Source organism: Rhizobium leguminosarum, assembly GCF_010668065.1.
In the GTDB taxonomy this organism is placed as follows: Bacteria; Pseudomonadota; Alphaproteobacteria; order Rhizobiales; family Rhizobiaceae; genus Rhizobium; species Rhizobium leguminosarum_S.
This window is the reverse complement of record NZ_WUEN01000002.1, coordinates 700698-715933: the sequence shown is the minus strand read 5'-3', so window position 1 is coordinate 715933 and position 15236 is coordinate 700698. Positions and strand designations below refer to the sequence as shown.

The following is a 15236-nucleotide window of genomic DNA, read 5'->3' as shown; positions in this document are numbered from 1 at the left end:
GGACGGAAAACCGCTTAGCCCTTTTCCTGAAATTGCTCTAACGGATCAGGATAGCCCTGAAATCATTGACATTGGTTCCGGTCGGACCGGTTTCGAAGAGATCGCCGGTGGCGGCAAAGCCCGAATAGCTGTCATTGCTGTCGAGCAGCCGGCGCGGATCGAGCCCGGTGGCGCGAAGGCGCCTTGCCGTCTCGCCATCGGCAAAGGCGCCGGCATTATCCTCCGAGCCGTCGATCCCGTCCGTGTCGGCGGCGAGGATATGAATGCCCTCCTGTCCGTCGATCGCAAGCGCCATGGCGAGCGCGAATTCGCCGTTGCGTCCGCCCTTGCCACCCTTGGTTCTCAGTGTCACCGTCGTCTCGCCGCCGGAAAGGATGACGACCGGTTTGGAAAACGGCCTGTTCCGGCCCACCACCTCGCGGGCGATCGCTGCATGCACCAGCGCCACGTCGCGCGATTCTCCCTCGATCGCATCCGAAAGAATGGCCGGCTCGATCCCCTGCGACTTCGCCAGGGCGGCGGCCGCCTCCAGCGAGACGCCGGCGGAGGCAATAATGTGGTGCGCGTGCCGTGAGAAGACTGGATCGTCCGGCCGTGGTGCATCGGCCTTCGGCGAGTTCAGATGGTCGAGTGCGGCCTGCGGCAACTGCAATCCGTATTGCCTGATGATCTCGAGCGCATCGTGCCGTGTCGAACCATCGGGGACCGTCGGCCCGGAAGCGACATGGGCCGGGTTGTCGCCGGGAATGTCGGAGACGATCAGGCTGACGACCCTCGCTTCGGTCGTTGCCGCAAGTCTGCCGCCCTTGATCGTGGAGAGATGCTTGCGCACGACATTCATCGCCGAGATCGGCGCGCCCGAGGCAAGCAGCATTTCGTTGAGCGCGATCTCGTCTTCAAGGGTCAGCCCGTCCGGTGGGGCGGGCAGCAGCGCCGAGCCGCCGCCGCAGATCAGCGCGATCACCAGATCGTCTTCCGTCAGCCCGTTCACCGTCTCCATCAGCCGTTTTGCGGCGGCAAGCCCAGCGGCATCGGGCACCGGATGCGCTGCCTCGAGGATCTCGATGCCGCGTGTCTCGCAGCCATAGCCGTAACGGGTGACCACCACACCTTCGAGCGGTCCGTCCCAGACGCTTTCGAGCGCCCGCGCCATCTGCGCCGCGCCCTTGCCGGCGCCGATCACCACGGTCCTGCCCTTCGGCCTTTCAGGCAGATGCGCCTTGATGCCGGTCAGCGGATCGGCGGCGCGAACCGCCGCGTCGAACAGGCCTTTCAGGAAATCGCGGGGAGCGGTTATCGTCATCGGTGGTCTCTGCTGCCTCGGTGTCGATGGTGATGTGGGGCGCTTGCTGCACCATAGCCTACTGCATAATGCAGCAGTTCAAAGTGTTACAGCGTCTTTTGTAGCTCTCGAAAAGCCGCGCGCGGCGCGGTACACTCGCGTCAGTCGGCGAGGGCCGCCAGGATGCGGACCCAGGATCGTATGCCTTTATGAAAGCTGGAGAGATCATATTTTTCGTTCGGGCTGTGGACGCGGTTGTCGAAGCGGGCGAAGCCGACCAGGAGGGCGTCGCATCCGAGCCGGCGTTTGAATTCGCCGATGATCGGGATCGAGCCTCCAGTGCCGGCAAGGGCCGCTTCGCATTGCCATTCGGTCGAAAGCGCCTGAAGCGTTCTGGTGAGAAACGGACTGTCGATCGGCATGACCGTTGCCGGCGAAAGCCCGTAATCCCTGAAGCTGACCGAACAATCCCTGGGGATACGTGCGCGCACGTGCCGCTGGAAGGCATCGCGGATAGCCTGGGGATCTTGTCCTTCCACCAGGCGAAACGAAATCTTGGCGCTTGCCTTCGCCGGAATGACCGTCTTGAAGCCTTCGCCCGTATAGCCGCCGCTCATGCCGTTGATCTCGCAGCTCGGCCGCGCCCAGATCTGTTCGAGGACGGAACGGCCTGCCTCGCCGGCCGGATCTCTGAGGCCAATATCGCCGAGAAAGGCCTCCTCGTCGAAGGGCAGTCTTTTCCACAGCGCCTTGATGGCGTCGGGGAGCTCTTTCACGCCATCATAGAATCCCTCGACCGCGACGCCGCCATCGGCTCGCCGCAGGCTCGAAACCACGTCTGACAGCACCTGCAGCGGATTACGCGCGGCATTGCCGAACATGCCGGAATGCAGATCTTGATCGGCGCAGGTGATCTCGATCTCAGTGCTGAAGATCCCGCGCAGCATCGTCGTCACGGCAGGCGTTTCGCGATCCCACATATCCGTGTCGCAGACGAAAACCGCATCGGCCTTCAATTCGTCTGCCGTGGCATCCAGAAAGGGTGCGAGGCTCGGGCTGCCGGCCTCTTCCTCGCCTTCGAACAGCACGCTCACCTGCACCGGCAGTTTCCCGGTGACGCTCTTCCAGGCGCGGCAGGCTTCGACGAAGGTCATCAATTGTCCCTTGTCGTCGGACGCGCCGCGCGCGACGATCGCAGTATCGCCGTTCGGCAAGGCTTCCATGCGCGGCTCGAACGGATCGCTCGTCCACAGCGCCAGCGGATCGACCGGCTGGACATCGTAATGGCCGTAAAACAGCAGATACGGTCCGGATGCCGCCTTCTCATGAGCGACGACCATTGGATGGCCGGTCGTTTTGCGTACCGATGCTTCGAAGCCGATGGCAGCCAGATCCCGGCTCAGCCATTCGGCGGCAGTGCGGCAGTGATCACGATAGGCCGGGTCGGTCGAGACGCTCGGAATGCGGATCAGCTCGAAAAGCCGCGCCAGGCTGCCATCGAGGCTTTTGTCCACATGGGCAAGAACGGCATCGATATCTTGGTCCATGGCACTAGTCATCGTCTCTCCTCAGCGGCTCAATCTTCCGGGTCTAGAATGCAGCATTGCTCGGCCACAGGTATCAGCACGGCGGAAGCCTCTGTTTCCAGCGGATCGGAAAGCGGCCCATTGGCGGTGATCTCTCCCGCTGCGGTCGTGCATTTGTACTGATAGGCCCGGCCGAGATAGGTGCGCGTGCCGAGCACGGCGGCGATGCCATCACCGTCACGGCTGACGGCAAGACCGTCTGCGCGGCAGGCCAGCACGAAGTCGTCCTTGATCGGCCCGAATGTGTCCTGCGACAGCTGCAGCCGTGCTCCACCCGTCGTTTCGGCCACCACAAGCGCGCCGTTGCGCTCAGCCACCTTCATACGGATCAGGTTCTCGAAGCCCACAAAACGGGCGACGAAGGCGTTGGCTGGCCGGCGATACAGCACCTCCGGCGCGTCGAGCTGCATGATGCGCCCGGCATTCATGATCGCCACCCTGTCGGAGATCGAGAATGCCTCCTCTTGGTCATGGGTGACGTAAAGCGACGTCGTGCCATTGGCGCGCTGGAGCTGCCTGATTTCGACGCGCATGTCGATTCTGAGCTTTGCATCCAGATTGGAAAGCGGCTCGTCGAACATCAGAAGCGGCGGCTCGATGACCAGCGCCCGGGCGAGCGCCACACGCTGTTTCTGGCCGCCTGACAGGGCCGACGGCAGACGGTCGGCGAAGGCCGAGAGACCGACGCGGTCTAGCATCGCCATCGTTCTTTTCGCCCGTTCCGGCTGGGGAATACGACGCTGCCTCAGGCCGAAGGCGACATTGTCCTGGACGCTCAGATGAGGAAAAAGCGCATAGTTCTGAAAGACCAGGCCGATGTCGCGCGCATGCGCGGGAAGTCCGGTCAGGTCGCGCTCGCCGAGCTTGATGCTGCCACTGCTCGGCTGCAGAAAACCGGCCACGAGGCGCAATGTCGTCGTCTTTCCGCAGCCGCTGGAGCCGAGCAGGGAGACCAGTTCCCCGGCCATGATTGAGATCGACAGATCCTTGAGCACTTGCGTGCTGCCGTAATGGGCGGAGATGGAATCGATGGTAAGGGATACGGTCAAGAGCGTTCTACTTTGTCAGGAAGGTGAGGCCGAGCGTGGCCTCGACGACGGCCATGACGCCGACTGTCACGAACATCAGCAGCACCGATACCGATGCGATCGTCGGATCGAAAAACTGCTCCATATGCGCAAGGATCTGGATCGGCAGCGTCGAGATGCCCGGCCCGGTCAGGAAGACCGAAACCGACACGTCGTTGATCGAAGTGATGAAGGCGAGGATGAAGGCGGCAATGACCCCGGCGCGGATATTCGGCAGGACCACGGTCAGGAAGGTCTTCAATGGCGGGCAGCCGAGGCTGATCGCCGCCTCTTCGACGGAAAAATCGAAGGCCGCCAGGCTGGCGCCGACGACACGCACCGAATAGGGCAGGATCAGCAGCGCATGGCCGACCAGCAGGCTGATGAAGATCGGCAGCCCGAGGCCGATCGTGACGGATTTCATCAGCGAAAATCCGAAGACGATCTCCGGCACCAGGATCGGCAGCACGAAGATGGTGGAAAGCCAGCGCGGCAATTCCACCCGATAGCGGTTGATCGCATAGGCCGCCGGGACGCCGATCAGCAGGGAGAGTGCCGTGCCGAGAAAGGCGACCTGCAGGCTGGTGATCGCGGTCGTGCGGAAGGCCTCGATTTCGAAAATATTGACGAACCACCGCAATGTCAGGCCCTGCGGCGGGAAGGTCAGATAGGTCGTGTCGCTGACGGCGGCACCGATGATGATGACCAGCGGTGCGAGCAGGAAGAAGAAAACGCAGGCCGCAAAGGCGGCGAGGATCGGGTGAATGCGCCTGTCCATCACACCGCCATCGGATTGAGCCGGCGCGCGATGCGGCTCATGATCAGGACCACACCGAGCGTCAGCACCACCATGATGGCGGCGATCGTCGATGCACCGACCCAATCGAAAGTCACCATGGCGCGCTGGTAGAGGAAGGTCCCCATCATCATCTGCTTTTCTCCGCCGAGCAGTTGCGGTGTCGCATAGGAGGTGAAGCTGCCGGTGAAGACCAGGACCGCGCCGACGATGAGGCCGGGCGTCGCAAGCGGCAGGATCACCTGAAAGAATGTCATCAGCGGTCTCGCGCCGAGCGAGGCGGAGGCATCGATCAGATCGCGCGGGATGCCTTCAAGCACGCCGACCAGCGTCAGGATCATCAGGGGAACGAAGAGATAGACCATGGCGACGATCACCGAGCCTTCGGTATAGAGCATCGAAAGCGGCTCCCCGATAATGCCGGTCGAGATCAGTATGGCGTTCAGGATGCCGTTCTTCCCGAGAATGATCAGCCATGCGAAGGATCGGACGACGACACCCGTCAGCAGCGGAAAAACCGCCGCGACGATCATGATGCTCTTTGCGCGACCGGGCATCTGCGCGATCACATAGGCCGTGATGAAACCCACTGTGAGTGAAATCGCCGTCGTGACAAGGGCGACCTCCAGCGTCCGATAAAGAACCGCCCGTCGAAAGCCGCTGCTGAAGAATGTCACATAGGGCGCAAATATGCCCTTCGGCTCTGCAAACGTCGCCGCAATGGTGATGGCGACGGGAATGATGAGAAGCACAACGACGGCAATCGTCGCCGGCATCGTCAATCCCCATCTGGCAAAATGCTTCATCTCAAAACTCGTGGCATGTCCGAATATTCAGAGCGCCGCACCTGGGTCCGGATGTGCGGCGCTTCAATGTCTGGCGGCGAATCGGCCGGGATATCGGGCAACTTACTGACCGAAGACTTCGTTCCAGCGGTCGATCCAGTCGGCCTTGGCAGCATTCATCTTGGCATAGTCGATGCGGGTGAGGCCTGCCACCATATCCGGGCCATAGGTCCAGATCTTCGCCTGGTCCGGCGTCAGGCTAACCTTCGTCGAGATCGGCGCATCGACGCCTTGTTCGGCTTCAGCCTGCTGGACTTCTTTGGACAGGATGAAGTTGATGAACTGATGCGCGAGTTCGACATTTTCCGAACCCTTCGGGATGTTCACGGTGTTCAGCGTGGCGATATCGCCGTCCTTGAGCTTGGCCCATGTCATCGTCGGAACGGCCGCCTGCATCGATGCCAGGGTAAAGTCCTGGGCCAGCGCAACGCGCACTTCGCCTGTTGATATCAGGTTCACCAGCTCCGAGCCGGTGTTGTAGTTCTTGACGACATTGGGCTTCAGCGCCTCGATTTCCGAGAAGGCCTTGTCGGTGTCTTCATAGGCATCGGCGCCACCATGCTTGCCGGCTTCCAGAACGACCAGTGGGCCGGCCGTGGTGGTGATGCCGGGCAGGGAGACGGAGCTCTTCAGATCGTCGCGCCACAGGTCGCCCCAGGCGGTGATCGGTGGATTGACCTTGGCGGAGTCATAGACGATGCCGACGCGTCCGATCGTATAGGCCGGGCCGTATTTGCCCTGAGGCGCCTTGCCCAGTTCGTAGATATCCGCAAGGTTCGGGATCTTCGACGCATCGATCTCCTGGAACAGTCCCTGTTCGATGCCGAGCTGCGAGAAACTGTCGGTGAGATAGATGACATCGACGCCCTTGCCATCGCGCAATTTCAGCTTGTTGAGCCGGTCGGCATTGTTGCCGGTTTCGAACACGATCTCGCAGCCGCAGATCTTCTTGAAGGGCGTGATGATGTTCGCATTCATCTTCTCGCCGTTATAGCCCCACCAGGAGATGGTCAGCGTCTTCGATTGCGCATGGGCCGCGGCGGTGTTGCCGACGGCGGCAAGCAGCGCAAGAGACAGGATTTGGGCAAAACGTCTGGCCTTCATGAGCAATGTCCTTCTGTGAAAAGCGGCGTTGGCAATCGGGATCATACCCCCACGATTTGAGGGATACTATTTTTTGATCGATCGGGCCGCAAGCTCAATAATTGGGCAAATACGATCTTGTGCGGAGAATTTTCCGGGACCGGACCATCAGCTAACTCCCAGTTGATGGCGTCTGGTCATCGCTCACAAAACGTGTGGTTCATCAGCGCTTTACACATCCGGGCATGGTCTCTACGGTCCGGCGGTTCCAGCTTCTCACGGGCATTCCATTCATGGCCACTTCGCGCACTGTTCTTCCTGATGATCTGCTGATCAACGCGTCCGACGAGGTTCTGACACGGCAGGATCTCGTGCTGACGGCGCTCGGACGCCGGCCCGCCGACAGGTTGTTGCGCGTGGGCAGGTTGCTCGATGTCCATTCGAGGACGTGGCTTGACGATCAGGAGATCGTCATCAAGGGCCGCCGCATCGCCTATGTCGGCCCCGCCGGCAGTTACGAAGGCGAAGTGAGCGAGCGGTTCTCGGAGCCCGATCTTGCGGCCGTGCCGGGCTTCGGCGAGGCGCACAAACATATCGAAAGCTCCCATCTGACGCCGGAATGGGAGGCGGCTTTGGTGATGCCGCATGGCGTGACCTGGACATGCGAGGCGAGCCACGAATTTTCCAACGTCAACGGCGCCCGCAATCTGGAATTCTGGCTGGAAGCGCGCCGGCGCGGATCGCCGATGAAAATCTTTCCCCTGCCTGGCTCCGCCGTTCCGCCGACCGCCTATGAGTGGGGTGGCGGCTGGTTCGGCTACGACGAACAGAAGGCTTTCCTTTCCGAAAGCCTGATGGTCGCCGGGCTCGACGAGGTCATGGACTGGCCGTCCATATCCGATCCCGGCAATCCTTCCTACGATCGGCTGTGGGGCATGATCGGCGCGACCTTCGAGCAGCGCGGCGTGGTCGAGGGCCACGGTGCCGGACTGCGCGACATGGCCTCGATCAATGCCTTTGCCGCGGCAGGTCTCGCCTCCGATCACGAAGGCTGGTTTCTCGATGAGATCTGGCAGAAGCTCCTCCACGGTCTTTTCATCGAGCTCAGGCCGCATTCCCTGCCGGAGGTCATCCGCGGGCTGATCGACAAGGGGCTGACGGACTGGTCGCAGGTCGCTCTGGTGACCGACGACCGCAGCGCCTCGGACACGCTGAAAATCGGTGCGACCGACCACAATGTCCGGCTCGCCATCGAAAACGGCCTTGCACCGGAAATCGCCATTCAATGCGTCACCCTCAATCCGGCACGCCATATGCGGCTGACGCCGTGGGTCGGATCGATCGCGCCGGGCCGCTTCGCTGATTTCGTTCTTCTTAGCGACGTCGCCAGCCTGTCGATCGAAAAAGTGTGGGCCGACGGGAGGCCTGTGTCCGAGGGTGCGACATTCATTGGCGTGCGTCCTGAAATCGATTGGCCGCAATGGGCGACGCGGACCGTGAAAATAGACAGGACGGTCACGGCTGACGATTTCCGCATCGAGGCGCCGCCGAACCGGACCACGGTCAACGCAGCACTTTTGCGGCCGTTTCACTGGCACGACGATTTCATCACCATGGAATTGCCGGTGGAAGAGGGCGCCGTGCAGCGGGATCCCGCGCGCAATGTCACCAAATTCTCGATTGTCGACCGGTTTTCCGGAGAGGCCAAGGTCTCCAGGATGTTCTGGCTGGGCACCGGGCCGCGCACGCCGGAGACGGCGCTCGCCTCCACGCTCGGGCACGACAAGCACAATATCTGGACGGTCGGCTCGTCCGACGAGGCGATGGCGATATCAGTCAATGCCCTGAACGAGCTGCAGGGTGGCTGGGTGCTGGTATCCGGTGGCAAGATTCTCGCCCGCGTCCGCTACGAGGTCGGCGGCCTGATGACGGCGCGTTCGGCCGAAGCGCTCGATGCGGAGATGCAGGCTCTTTATGCCGCCGGCGCCGGGATCGACTGGATGTACGAGCCGACTTTTTCGCCTCGATGGTGGCCGGGATTTCCCGAACGCCTGTCGTTTGCGACGCTAACTTGCTCGCCCTGGCACTGGGTGCTGGTCGCGCCGTCTGAGCTGGCGCCGGAGGGGTTCGTGAACGTGCTCACCGGCAAAACCCATCCGATTGTCTGGTGACATTGCGGCCCGCTAAATTTCCACCTGATTGATCTTCTTACTGCAGCAAATAGAAAGCATTAACCATAGTCCCGTAGACAACGAACAGGATCAAAGGAACCTGTGTTCGATGGCTACTGAAATGACCCGCCGGCCTGCCGGCGCCAATGAAGGCAAGATTATTGCCTTTCCCGCTGGAACCGGCACTGCCAATGTCGAGCGCTGCGCGCGCGAACTCGGCCGGCGGCACGGCGCAGATGCAATAGAATTCTGGAAGGCCGAATGCCGCAGGCTTGCCGATCAGCTTCTGGCGGCAGGGATGCCGGAGAGCGATGTCGGTCAGCGGGTGCTGCAGTTTCAGCAAGATGTCCAAAGCGAACTGGTCTTCAGCCACCAAAACGGACCACTGCCCAAGTCTCAAAACCGATAGCGGCGATCTTCGGGAGGTCTGCCGAATCTGAGTGGTCGTCCTATCCCTCTTCGTAAACCGCCTCCGGCGGCAACGCCAGCAGGCGGTCCGCCATCTCCTGCTTTAGCCAGGCGAGATGCTCCTCTTCCTGGGGTGTCCGGTCGGGCTTGCGGCCAAGCATGATGAATTCCTCGCGGACATGACCGTCGCACAGTTGCAGGGTGACGGTGCGGCCGCGATAGCTGAGCTCGAAGACGTAGCGGGCGAGGATATCGCCGCGCTCCGGCCGATCGAGCGAGGGGTCGACGCTGTAGCGTCCTTCCGTCAATGCGCGTGTCACCATTTCGAAGGCGTCGCGCCCGCCCGGACCGCGAAAGGCCGTGCGGATCGAGATTTCGCGGCGCTCCGGCGGTCCGCCGGTGCTGAGCAGCGGAAAGGCGCGCTCCATCACCTTGAAGGCATGGGCGACACCACCGGGAAAACCATAGCCGTGATAATGCATGATGTCGGCGAAGCCGTAGACAAGCGGCTTGCCGTCTTCGAGGACTTCGATCTTCGTTTCGTTCATTCCGATTTTCCCTTGTCCAGTTCTTTGCGCATCCAGGGAAAGAAACCATCCAGGAAGCGCGTCGTCGCCGGCATGAAATGCGATCCATGGTGGAAGCAGGGGTCGAGGCTGGTGATCACCATGCGCCCCGCCGTCGTGACCTCGTCTACATATAGGATCGGCTTGCCTTCCTCGTTCACCGCCAGAACCTCGACGCCCTCTGGTGGAGCGAACCAGCCATGAAGGTGCCAGGTCAGATCGTCCTGCCCGAGATGTTCGAACAGTGAATGGCCGGGTGCTGCGATCCTGACGCCGAGATCGGCGCCCTCGGTCAGCCACCACCACCAGTTTGTCGGTTGCGGCGTGAAATGGATCGCTGGCAGAAACGCTTCCCATGCCGTCTCGCCGGTCGCAACGATCGTGCCGCCCTGGTCGAGATAGGCGCGCAGCTGCTCTGCATGTGGCGCCATCCGGTCCGCCGGCGTCCGGCAGGGAATGAACAGTACCTGGTGTTCGCGGAGTTCGACCGAGAGCAGCTCCTCCGGGCGCACCAGCCTGTCGAAATGATGCCGGTAACGCGGCGCTTCCAGCGTCTCGATGTGGTAGTCGGCGCCGGGATGGATCGCGAGCACGCTCATCGGGTCAGCTCCCCCGCCAGCCAGGCGATAACACGGCCGGCCAGTTGCTTTTTGATGTCGGGATCGTCTCCGCAGCCCCAGAACTCGTTTCCGGCATGCGACAATAGTTCTCCGCCCGCCGGCCGCGCCCAGATCCAGTCGACGGGAATGGCAGCTGGTCCCAACGTATTGATCGCAACTGCGCCCGATGGCATCGGATTGTGTCCGCGGCCGTAGAAACCGGCGACGCCGCGGTTCGTTTCCAGCATGCTCTGGTCGATGCCGGTAAAAACGGGATGGTCGAATTGCCTGACCTGCACGAAGTCGGCTCTCTTCGGCTGCCGCATCGGGATATAGGCGCCGAGTTCCGGCAGGATCGGCCGAAGCATGTGGCCGTTGAAGATCCACCGGCCGCCTCGGTCGAGGAAGGACGCCACCGCCGGCGCATATCTGAGGAAGCCGACCTGATCGAGATGGGTGGTGGTGATGAGGCCGCTTGCGGCGGCGAAATGCGCCTCGGTCAGTTCCATCTCGCGTACGGTGATCAGCTTGCCCTGCGCGGTTGCCTCGGCGAAAGCCGGCGGGCTCATGCCGAAAGGGTCTTGATAATGCGACTGGATCAGAAGGATGCTCATGCGGCGCGAATTCCTGCAAAGGCCGGCAAAACCGCCTGATGCCCGTCGCCTGTCGGGCCGATAAGCTCGACCACCCGCATCGGGACACCGTAAAGCCGTTCGAGATGTTCCGGCGTGATCGTCTCCGCGACCGGACCGAACAGCGATTGACCATCCGGCATCATCAGCAGCGCATCGTCGGCGGCGGCAAGCGCATGGTTCGGATCATGCGTCGTGAAGGCGATTGCCTTGTCGCGCGGTTCGCGCAGGCTTTTGAGCAGGTTCAGCAGCCGCTCCTGGTTGCGAAGGTCGAGTGCCGCCGCCGGCTCGTCGAGGACGATCGCCTCCGAGCCGGTGGCGAGCGCTCGCGCCAGAAGCACGAGCTGCCGTTCGCCGCCGGAAAGCCGGTCGAAGAAATGATCGGCAAAGCGGGCCGCCCCTGCGCGTTCGAGCGCGGCATGGGCAATTTCGAAATCGGAAGGTCCCGGTTGCCCGAACAGGCCGAGATGCGCTGCCCGCCCCATGACGGCGACGTCGATGGCGCGATAGCGCTGGTTGCTGCTTCCGGTCTGCGGCACGTAGCCGACGATGGCAGGCGCGACACGGCTGCCCGCGTCCAGCCGCTGAAAGCCGAGCATGGCTTTCAGCGTCGTCGTCTTGCCCCGGCCGTTGGGGCCGAGAATGGCGAGCGACCGCCCGACAGGAACCGAAAAACTCAGGCGGTCGAGGATGGTGCGCGCCCCGAACCTGACGACCGCATCCGTCAATCCGATCATGATCCGGTCCTTTCGCGATAGTGATGGCGCAGGAGAGCCGCAAAGATCGGCGCGCCGACAAGGGCGGTGATGACGCCGAGCGGGATTTCCGCGGCCGTTGCGGTGCGGGCGAGGGTGTCGATGCAGACCATGAATCCTGCGCCGAGCACGGCCGCTGCCGGCAACAGCGCGCGGTGATCATGGCCGACCAGCAAACGGGCGGCGTGGGGAATGACGATGCCGATCCAGCCGATGATGCCCGAAACCGCGACCTGGCTGCCGACGATGACGGCGATGAGGCAGAAGACCAGCCATCTCTCGCGTATCGTATTGGCGCCGAGGCTGCGGGCTTCGGCTTCGTCGAGCGACAGGATGTTGAGCCGGAAGCGGAGCATCCACAGGAAGCAGCTTCCGAGGATGAGGCCGGGTGCTGCCACCAGCGTGCGCTCCCAGGTGGCCGTCGCAAAGGATCCCATCAGCCAGTAGACGATGGCGGGAAGGGATGTGTTGGGATCGGCGATGAATTGCAGCAGCGAGACCACTGCCGAGAACATCGAGCTGATGACCAGCCCCGACAGGATCACGGTGACCGTTTCCGACCGGCCGTTGATGCGCGACAGCAGCCCCACCAGGATGACGGCCACCATGCCGCAGAGGAACACCATGGCAATCAGCGGAAATCCCCAGATGCCGAGCATGATCGCCAGCGCGCCGCCGAAGGCGGCACCCTGGGAAATGCCCAGTATGTCTGGCGAAACCAGCGGATTTCGAAACACGCCCTGAAGGCCGGCGCCCGAGATCGCAAGCCCGGCGCCGGCGAGTGCGGCAAGCACGACACGCGGCGCACGCACCAGCAGCACGATGCGTTCGTCGATCCCGGCAAGCTCCCGCGAGGGATCGCTGATCCCTTGCCAGATCAGTTCGAGCGCGCGTCCAGCCGGCACGGAGAACCGTCCGACGCAGAGGCTGACGGTGAAGGCGATCACCAGCAGCGCCAGCAGCAACGTGAAGACCAGTGTCTGCCTGGCGAGGTGAATCCGGCGGGCAGCCGGCGCCGTCTCCTCCTGCGTTATCGTCGCCATGACGTCACTTCGCCTCGAACTGCGCGTAGTCGGCGGCAGCGCCCTGTTCCTTCAGCCAAAGGATATTGTCGATATCGCTATCGGCCAGGTCGTAGTTGTAAAGCGTCTTGTAGGCCGTCTTCATTTCCGTCCGCAGGTCGTATTTGAAGATCTCGGGATGGAGCAGGTTGGCCGTCCACATCCAGGACAACGGCGATTCCTGGCTCGGCGGATCCCAGCGATAGCCGCCGAGCGGCATCTTGTAGACCCGCTTGGATTTGGCGGCATTGGTCAGAGAAAGGATCGGATCGTTATAGACCCAGTCGATATCAAGCTTTGCCTCGAATGCATTGAGGAAGATGACGTCGGGGTTCCACGCTGCGATCTGTTCCTTGTTCACCGAGACCGTGCCGTTGAGTTCGTCCGAGGCGTTTCTGCCGCCCGCAAGCTCGATGGACCAGGCATTGTAATTGCCCTTGGTGCCGGAGGCGCTGATATCGGAGAGCGCACGGCCGAGGTAGAGAACGTTCGGCTTCTTGTCATCGGGGATAGCAGTCGTCTTGGCCTCGATATCCTTCTGGACGCGATCACGCCATTCCACCAGTTCGCCGATCCGCTCCGGCTTGCCGATTGCCTTCGCGGCCATGGTCATATAATCGCGGGTCAGCTCTTCCGTGCCATAGAGGATCAGCATCGTGGTGAGCCCGGCATTGGTGATGGGCGCGACGATATCGGCGCCGCGATCGCCCCATTGGATGACGAGATCGGGATTGGCGGCGGTGAGCGCCTCGACGTTCGGCACGAAATTCGGCGCCGTCACATCAGACGGAATATCCTTCGCCTCGGGGAAGATCTTTCCGAGAATCCCTTCGACCACGGCGCTCTTTGCCGTCGGGTTCATGCCAATGAGCTTCCGGGTGCTGCCATCCAGCGCGATGACGGTGGAAGCCATTGGGATGACGATCGAGACGACACGTTCGGCAGCCTTTGCCAGCCGCACCTCGCGGTTCCCCTGATCCTTGAAGACGATCTCTTCGGCAAAAGCTGCAGGTGCAAACAGCGCGGCGGCAAGTGCAGCCGCCATGCGGCGGCGCGAAGCAGTTGTGATGAAAAGCGAAAGCGGAACCATGGTGTCTCCCCGTATGACGATGAGCGCCATTCCTATTCCGCGTATTTATTCTTGTCTACAAATCTCCACTTTAATTAGCGACATGACTACTTCATCAGCCCAGCGGACCGGAGGGCATCTTCAATGACCTTCTGAATGCCGCCCCGGTCGCTGCCCGCGCCGAATGGGCCTGCGGCGTTTTCCGGTTGCGCAGCCGAGGGTTTCGCGTTGCTCCGTTTTTCAAATGAGGGAACCAGACCCCAGGATCTGGCAATTTCGACCGTCGAGGAAATTCCGACGTCAAGCATAAAGGGGCCGCTTGCTCCGTAGCCGGTGCCGACATCGAGCGGCGTGCCGTGATCCATCCCGGCAATCGTATAGAGCTCGATTACTTCGGCGCCGGGAGCATCGGTCCAGACCTTTCGCTGATGTCGTCCGATATCTTCGACGCGCCCCGGTGATGCATCGACGCCGTGAATATTTCTCCATTGCTCCACGATCGCATTCGCATTGGATGGCACGACGGTTCTGTCTGCGGTTCCCTGCCAGAGTGATAATGTCGGCCACGGGCCTTTGTGCCCTGAAGCGTTTCTCAATCGCAGTTCAAGCTCTTTGCCGGTCGGGCTGCCGTGACCGCGCATTCGATCGAACGCTTCGGGAATGGTTGCGGCGCTTGCATATGGCAGGCCCGCGATGATCGCGCCGCCCGAAAAAACGTCGGGATAGGTGGCGAGCATGGCAGTGGCCATGGCGCCGCCGGCCGAAAGCCCGGTCACGAACACGCGCCTGCCGTCGATACCGTGTTCCGCAACGACCTTTGCGATCATCTGGCGAATGGAAAAGACCTCGCCGTGATCCCGGCTTATGTCCTCCGGGTTAAACCAATTGAAGCAGAGGTTTGGATTGTTTGCCCGTCGTTGCTCGGGAAACAGCAGCGCGAAGCCATAATCCTCGGCCAATCGCGACCACCCGGACCCGATATCATACCCGGCGGCAGTCTGGGTGCAGCCATGCAGGACAACGACCAGGGCCATGTTTTTCCCGCGCTTCGACGGCAAATAGGTATAGCCTACCAAAGCGCCCGGGTTGGAGCCAAACGTCTCCAAGGCGACGAGGTCGGGGTTGTCCTGCATAGGTTGGGCGCGAAGGGTTCCTCGCAGCGCAGCAAGGCGTGCGAGGGTGTCTGACATAGATCTCATGAAAGTCTCCGCCAATCAGCAGCCGGGATGGCGGTGATGCTGAACTAAACGCGTCAGTCTACGAAAAGGTTGCTGCAGTGCACAATGATTTATTTTTTGGAGTGGCCGCGTTTCTGA

General features: G+C 61.8%; 15 protein-coding genes. 2 read left to right on the top strand and 13 right to left on the bottom strand.

Features of this window, described 5'->3' with window-relative positions; translation table 11 throughout:
* Positions 1 to 37: 37 nt before the first annotated feature.
* The 6 genes from GR198_RS08015 to GR198_RS07990 all read right to left on the bottom strand — a co-directional run bounded on the left by GR198_RS08015 (position 38) and on the right by GR198_RS07990 (position 6680).
* On the bottom strand, positions 38 to 1303 hold the full coding sequence (locus GR198_RS08015) for a glycerate kinase type-2 family protein (protein ID WP_164068187.1): 1266 nt from the start codon (positions 1301 to 1303) through the stop codon (positions 38 to 40).
* A 140-nt stretch (positions 1304 to 1443) separates the two neighbouring features.
* Entirely contained in the window at positions 1444 to 2841 is a 1398-nt protein-coding gene (locus GR198_RS08010) for a dipeptidase (protein ID WP_164068184.1), read from the bottom strand.
* Positions 2842 to 2858: 17 nt separating this feature from the next.
* On the bottom strand, positions 2859 to 3917 hold the full coding sequence (locus tag GR198_RS08005; RefSeq protein WP_164068182.1) for an ABC transporter ATP-binding protein: 1059 nt from the start codon (positions 3915 to 3917) through the stop codon (positions 2859 to 2861).
* A 7-nt stretch (positions 3918 to 3924) separates the two neighbouring features.
* Complete coding sequence (locus GR198_RS08000) at positions 3925 to 4716, bottom strand: ABC transporter permease (RefSeq protein WP_062944651.1); 792 nt, start codon at positions 4714 to 4716, stop codon at positions 3925 to 3927.
* Entirely contained in the window at positions 4713 to 5537 is an 825-nt protein-coding gene (locus tag GR198_RS07995) for an ABC transporter permease (RefSeq protein WP_164068180.1), read from the bottom strand. The genes GR198_RS08000 and GR198_RS07995 overlap by 4 nt, the downstream gene beginning before the upstream one ends.
* A 102-nt stretch (positions 5538 to 5639) precedes the next feature.
* Positions 5640 to 6680, bottom strand: a complete 1041-nt coding sequence (locus GR198_RS07990) for an ABC transporter substrate-binding protein (RefSeq protein ID WP_029873061.1) — start codon at positions 6678 to 6680, stop codon at positions 5640 to 5642.
* A gap of 224 nt (positions 6681 to 6904) precedes the next feature.
* Between GR198_RS07990 and GR198_RS07985 the strand changes: the two genes are divergently transcribed.
* A complete protein-coding gene (locus GR198_RS07985) occupies positions 6905 to 8830 on the top strand; it encodes an adenine deaminase (protein WP_164068178.1) in 1926 nt (641 codons plus the stop codon).
* Between the two features lie 109 nt (positions 8831 to 8939).
* A complete protein-coding gene (locus tag GR198_RS07980; protein WP_003538909.1) occupies positions 8940 to 9239 on the top strand; it encodes a DUF6074 family protein in 300 nt (99 codons plus the stop codon).
* A gap of 40 nt (positions 9240 to 9279) precedes the next feature.
* Here GR198_RS07980 and GR198_RS07975 read toward each other — a convergent pair whose 3' ends face one another.
* The 7 genes from GR198_RS07975 to GR198_RS07945 are packed head-to-tail and all read right to left on the bottom strand — an operon-like array spanning position 9280 to position 15119.
* On the bottom strand, positions 9280 to 9786 hold the full coding sequence (locus tag GR198_RS07975) for a hypothetical protein (RefSeq protein ID WP_164068176.1): 507 nt from the start codon (positions 9784 to 9786) through the stop codon (positions 9280 to 9282).
* Positions 9783 to 10403: a hypothetical protein gene (locus tag GR198_RS07970; RefSeq protein WP_164068174.1), complete on the bottom strand. Its 621-nt coding sequence runs from the start codon at positions 10401 to 10403 to the stop codon at positions 9783 to 9785. Before GR198_RS07970 ends, GR198_RS07975 begins: the two co-directional genes overlap by 4 nt.
* A complete protein-coding gene (locus tag GR198_RS07965) occupies positions 10400 to 11017 on the bottom strand; it encodes a hypothetical protein (RefSeq protein WP_164068172.1) in 618 nt (205 codons plus the stop codon). The genes GR198_RS07970 and GR198_RS07965 overlap by 4 nt, the downstream gene beginning before the upstream one ends.
* Positions 11014 to 11772, bottom strand: coding sequence for an ABC transporter ATP-binding protein (locus tag GR198_RS07960; protein WP_012757211.1), 759 nt, complete (start codon positions 11770 to 11772; stop codon positions 11014 to 11016). Before GR198_RS07960 ends, GR198_RS07965 begins: the two co-directional genes overlap by 4 nt.
* Positions 11769 to 12833, bottom strand: a complete 1065-nt coding sequence (locus GR198_RS07955) for a FecCD family ABC transporter permease (protein WP_029873068.1) — start codon at positions 12831 to 12833, stop codon at positions 11769 to 11771. The genes GR198_RS07960 and GR198_RS07955 overlap by 4 nt, the downstream gene beginning before the upstream one ends.
* A gap of 4 nt (positions 12834 to 12837) precedes the next feature.
* Positions 12838 to 13971 (bottom strand): ABC transporter substrate-binding protein, encoded by a 1134-nt coding sequence (locus GR198_RS07950; protein WP_029873069.1) that lies wholly within the window; start codon positions 13969 to 13971, stop codon positions 12838 to 12840.
* Positions 13972 to 14027: 56 nt separating this feature from the next.
* Positions 14028 to 15119: an extracellular catalytic domain type 1 short-chain-length polyhydroxyalkanoate depolymerase gene (locus GR198_RS07945; protein WP_029873070.1), complete on the bottom strand. Its 1092-nt coding sequence runs from the start codon at positions 15117 to 15119 to the stop codon at positions 14028 to 14030.
* Between the last annotated feature and the right edge of the window lie 117 nt (positions 15120 to 15236).

Coding starts and splice junctions, on each gene's coding strand:
- GR198_RS08015 (WP_164068187.1), bottom strand. CDS start 1,303: ATGACGATAACCGCTCCCCGCGATTTCCTGAAAGGCCTGTTCGACGCG.
- GR198_RS08010 (WP_164068184.1), bottom strand. CDS start 2,841: ATGACTAGTGCCATGGACCAAGATATCGATGCCGTTCTTGCCCATGTG.
- GR198_RS07995 (WP_164068180.1), bottom strand. CDS start 5,537: ATGAAGCATTTTGCCAGATGGGGATTGACGATGCCGGCGACGATTGCC.
- GR198_RS07990 (WP_029873061.1), bottom strand. CDS start 6,680: ATGAAGGCCAGACGTTTTGCCCAAATCCTGTCTCTTGCGCTGCTTGCC.
- GR198_RS07985 (WP_164068178.1), top strand. CDS start 6,905: ATGGTCTCTACGGTCCGGCGGTTCCAGCTTCTCACGGGCATTCCATTC.
- GR198_RS07980 (WP_003538909.1), top strand. CDS start 8,940: ATGGCTACTGAAATGACCCGCCGGCCTGCCGGCGCCAATGAAGGCAAG.
- GR198_RS07975 (WP_164068176.1), bottom strand. CDS start 9,786: ATGAACGAAACGAAGATCGAAGTCCTCGAAGACGGCAAGCCGCTTGTC.
- GR198_RS07970 (WP_164068174.1), bottom strand. CDS start 10,403: ATGAGCGTGCTCGCGATCCATCCCGGCGCCGACTACCACATCGAGACG.
- GR198_RS07965 (WP_164068172.1), bottom strand. CDS start 11,017: ATGAGCATCCTTCTGATCCAGTCGCATTATCAAGACCCTTTCGGCATG.
- GR198_RS07960 (WP_012757211.1), bottom strand. CDS start 11,772: ATGATCGGATTGACGGATGCGGTCGTCAGGTTCGGGGCGCGCACCATC.
- GR198_RS07955 (WP_029873068.1), bottom strand. CDS start 12,833: ATGGCGACGATAACGCAGGAGGAGACGGCGCCGGCTGCCCGCCGGATT.
- GR198_RS07950 (WP_029873069.1), bottom strand. CDS start 13,971: ATGGCGCTCATCGTCATACGGGGAGACACCATGGTTCCGCTTTCGCTT.
- GR198_RS07945 (WP_029873070.1), bottom strand. CDS start 15,119: ATGAGATCTATGTCAGACACCCTCGCACGCCTTGCTGCGCTGCGAGGA.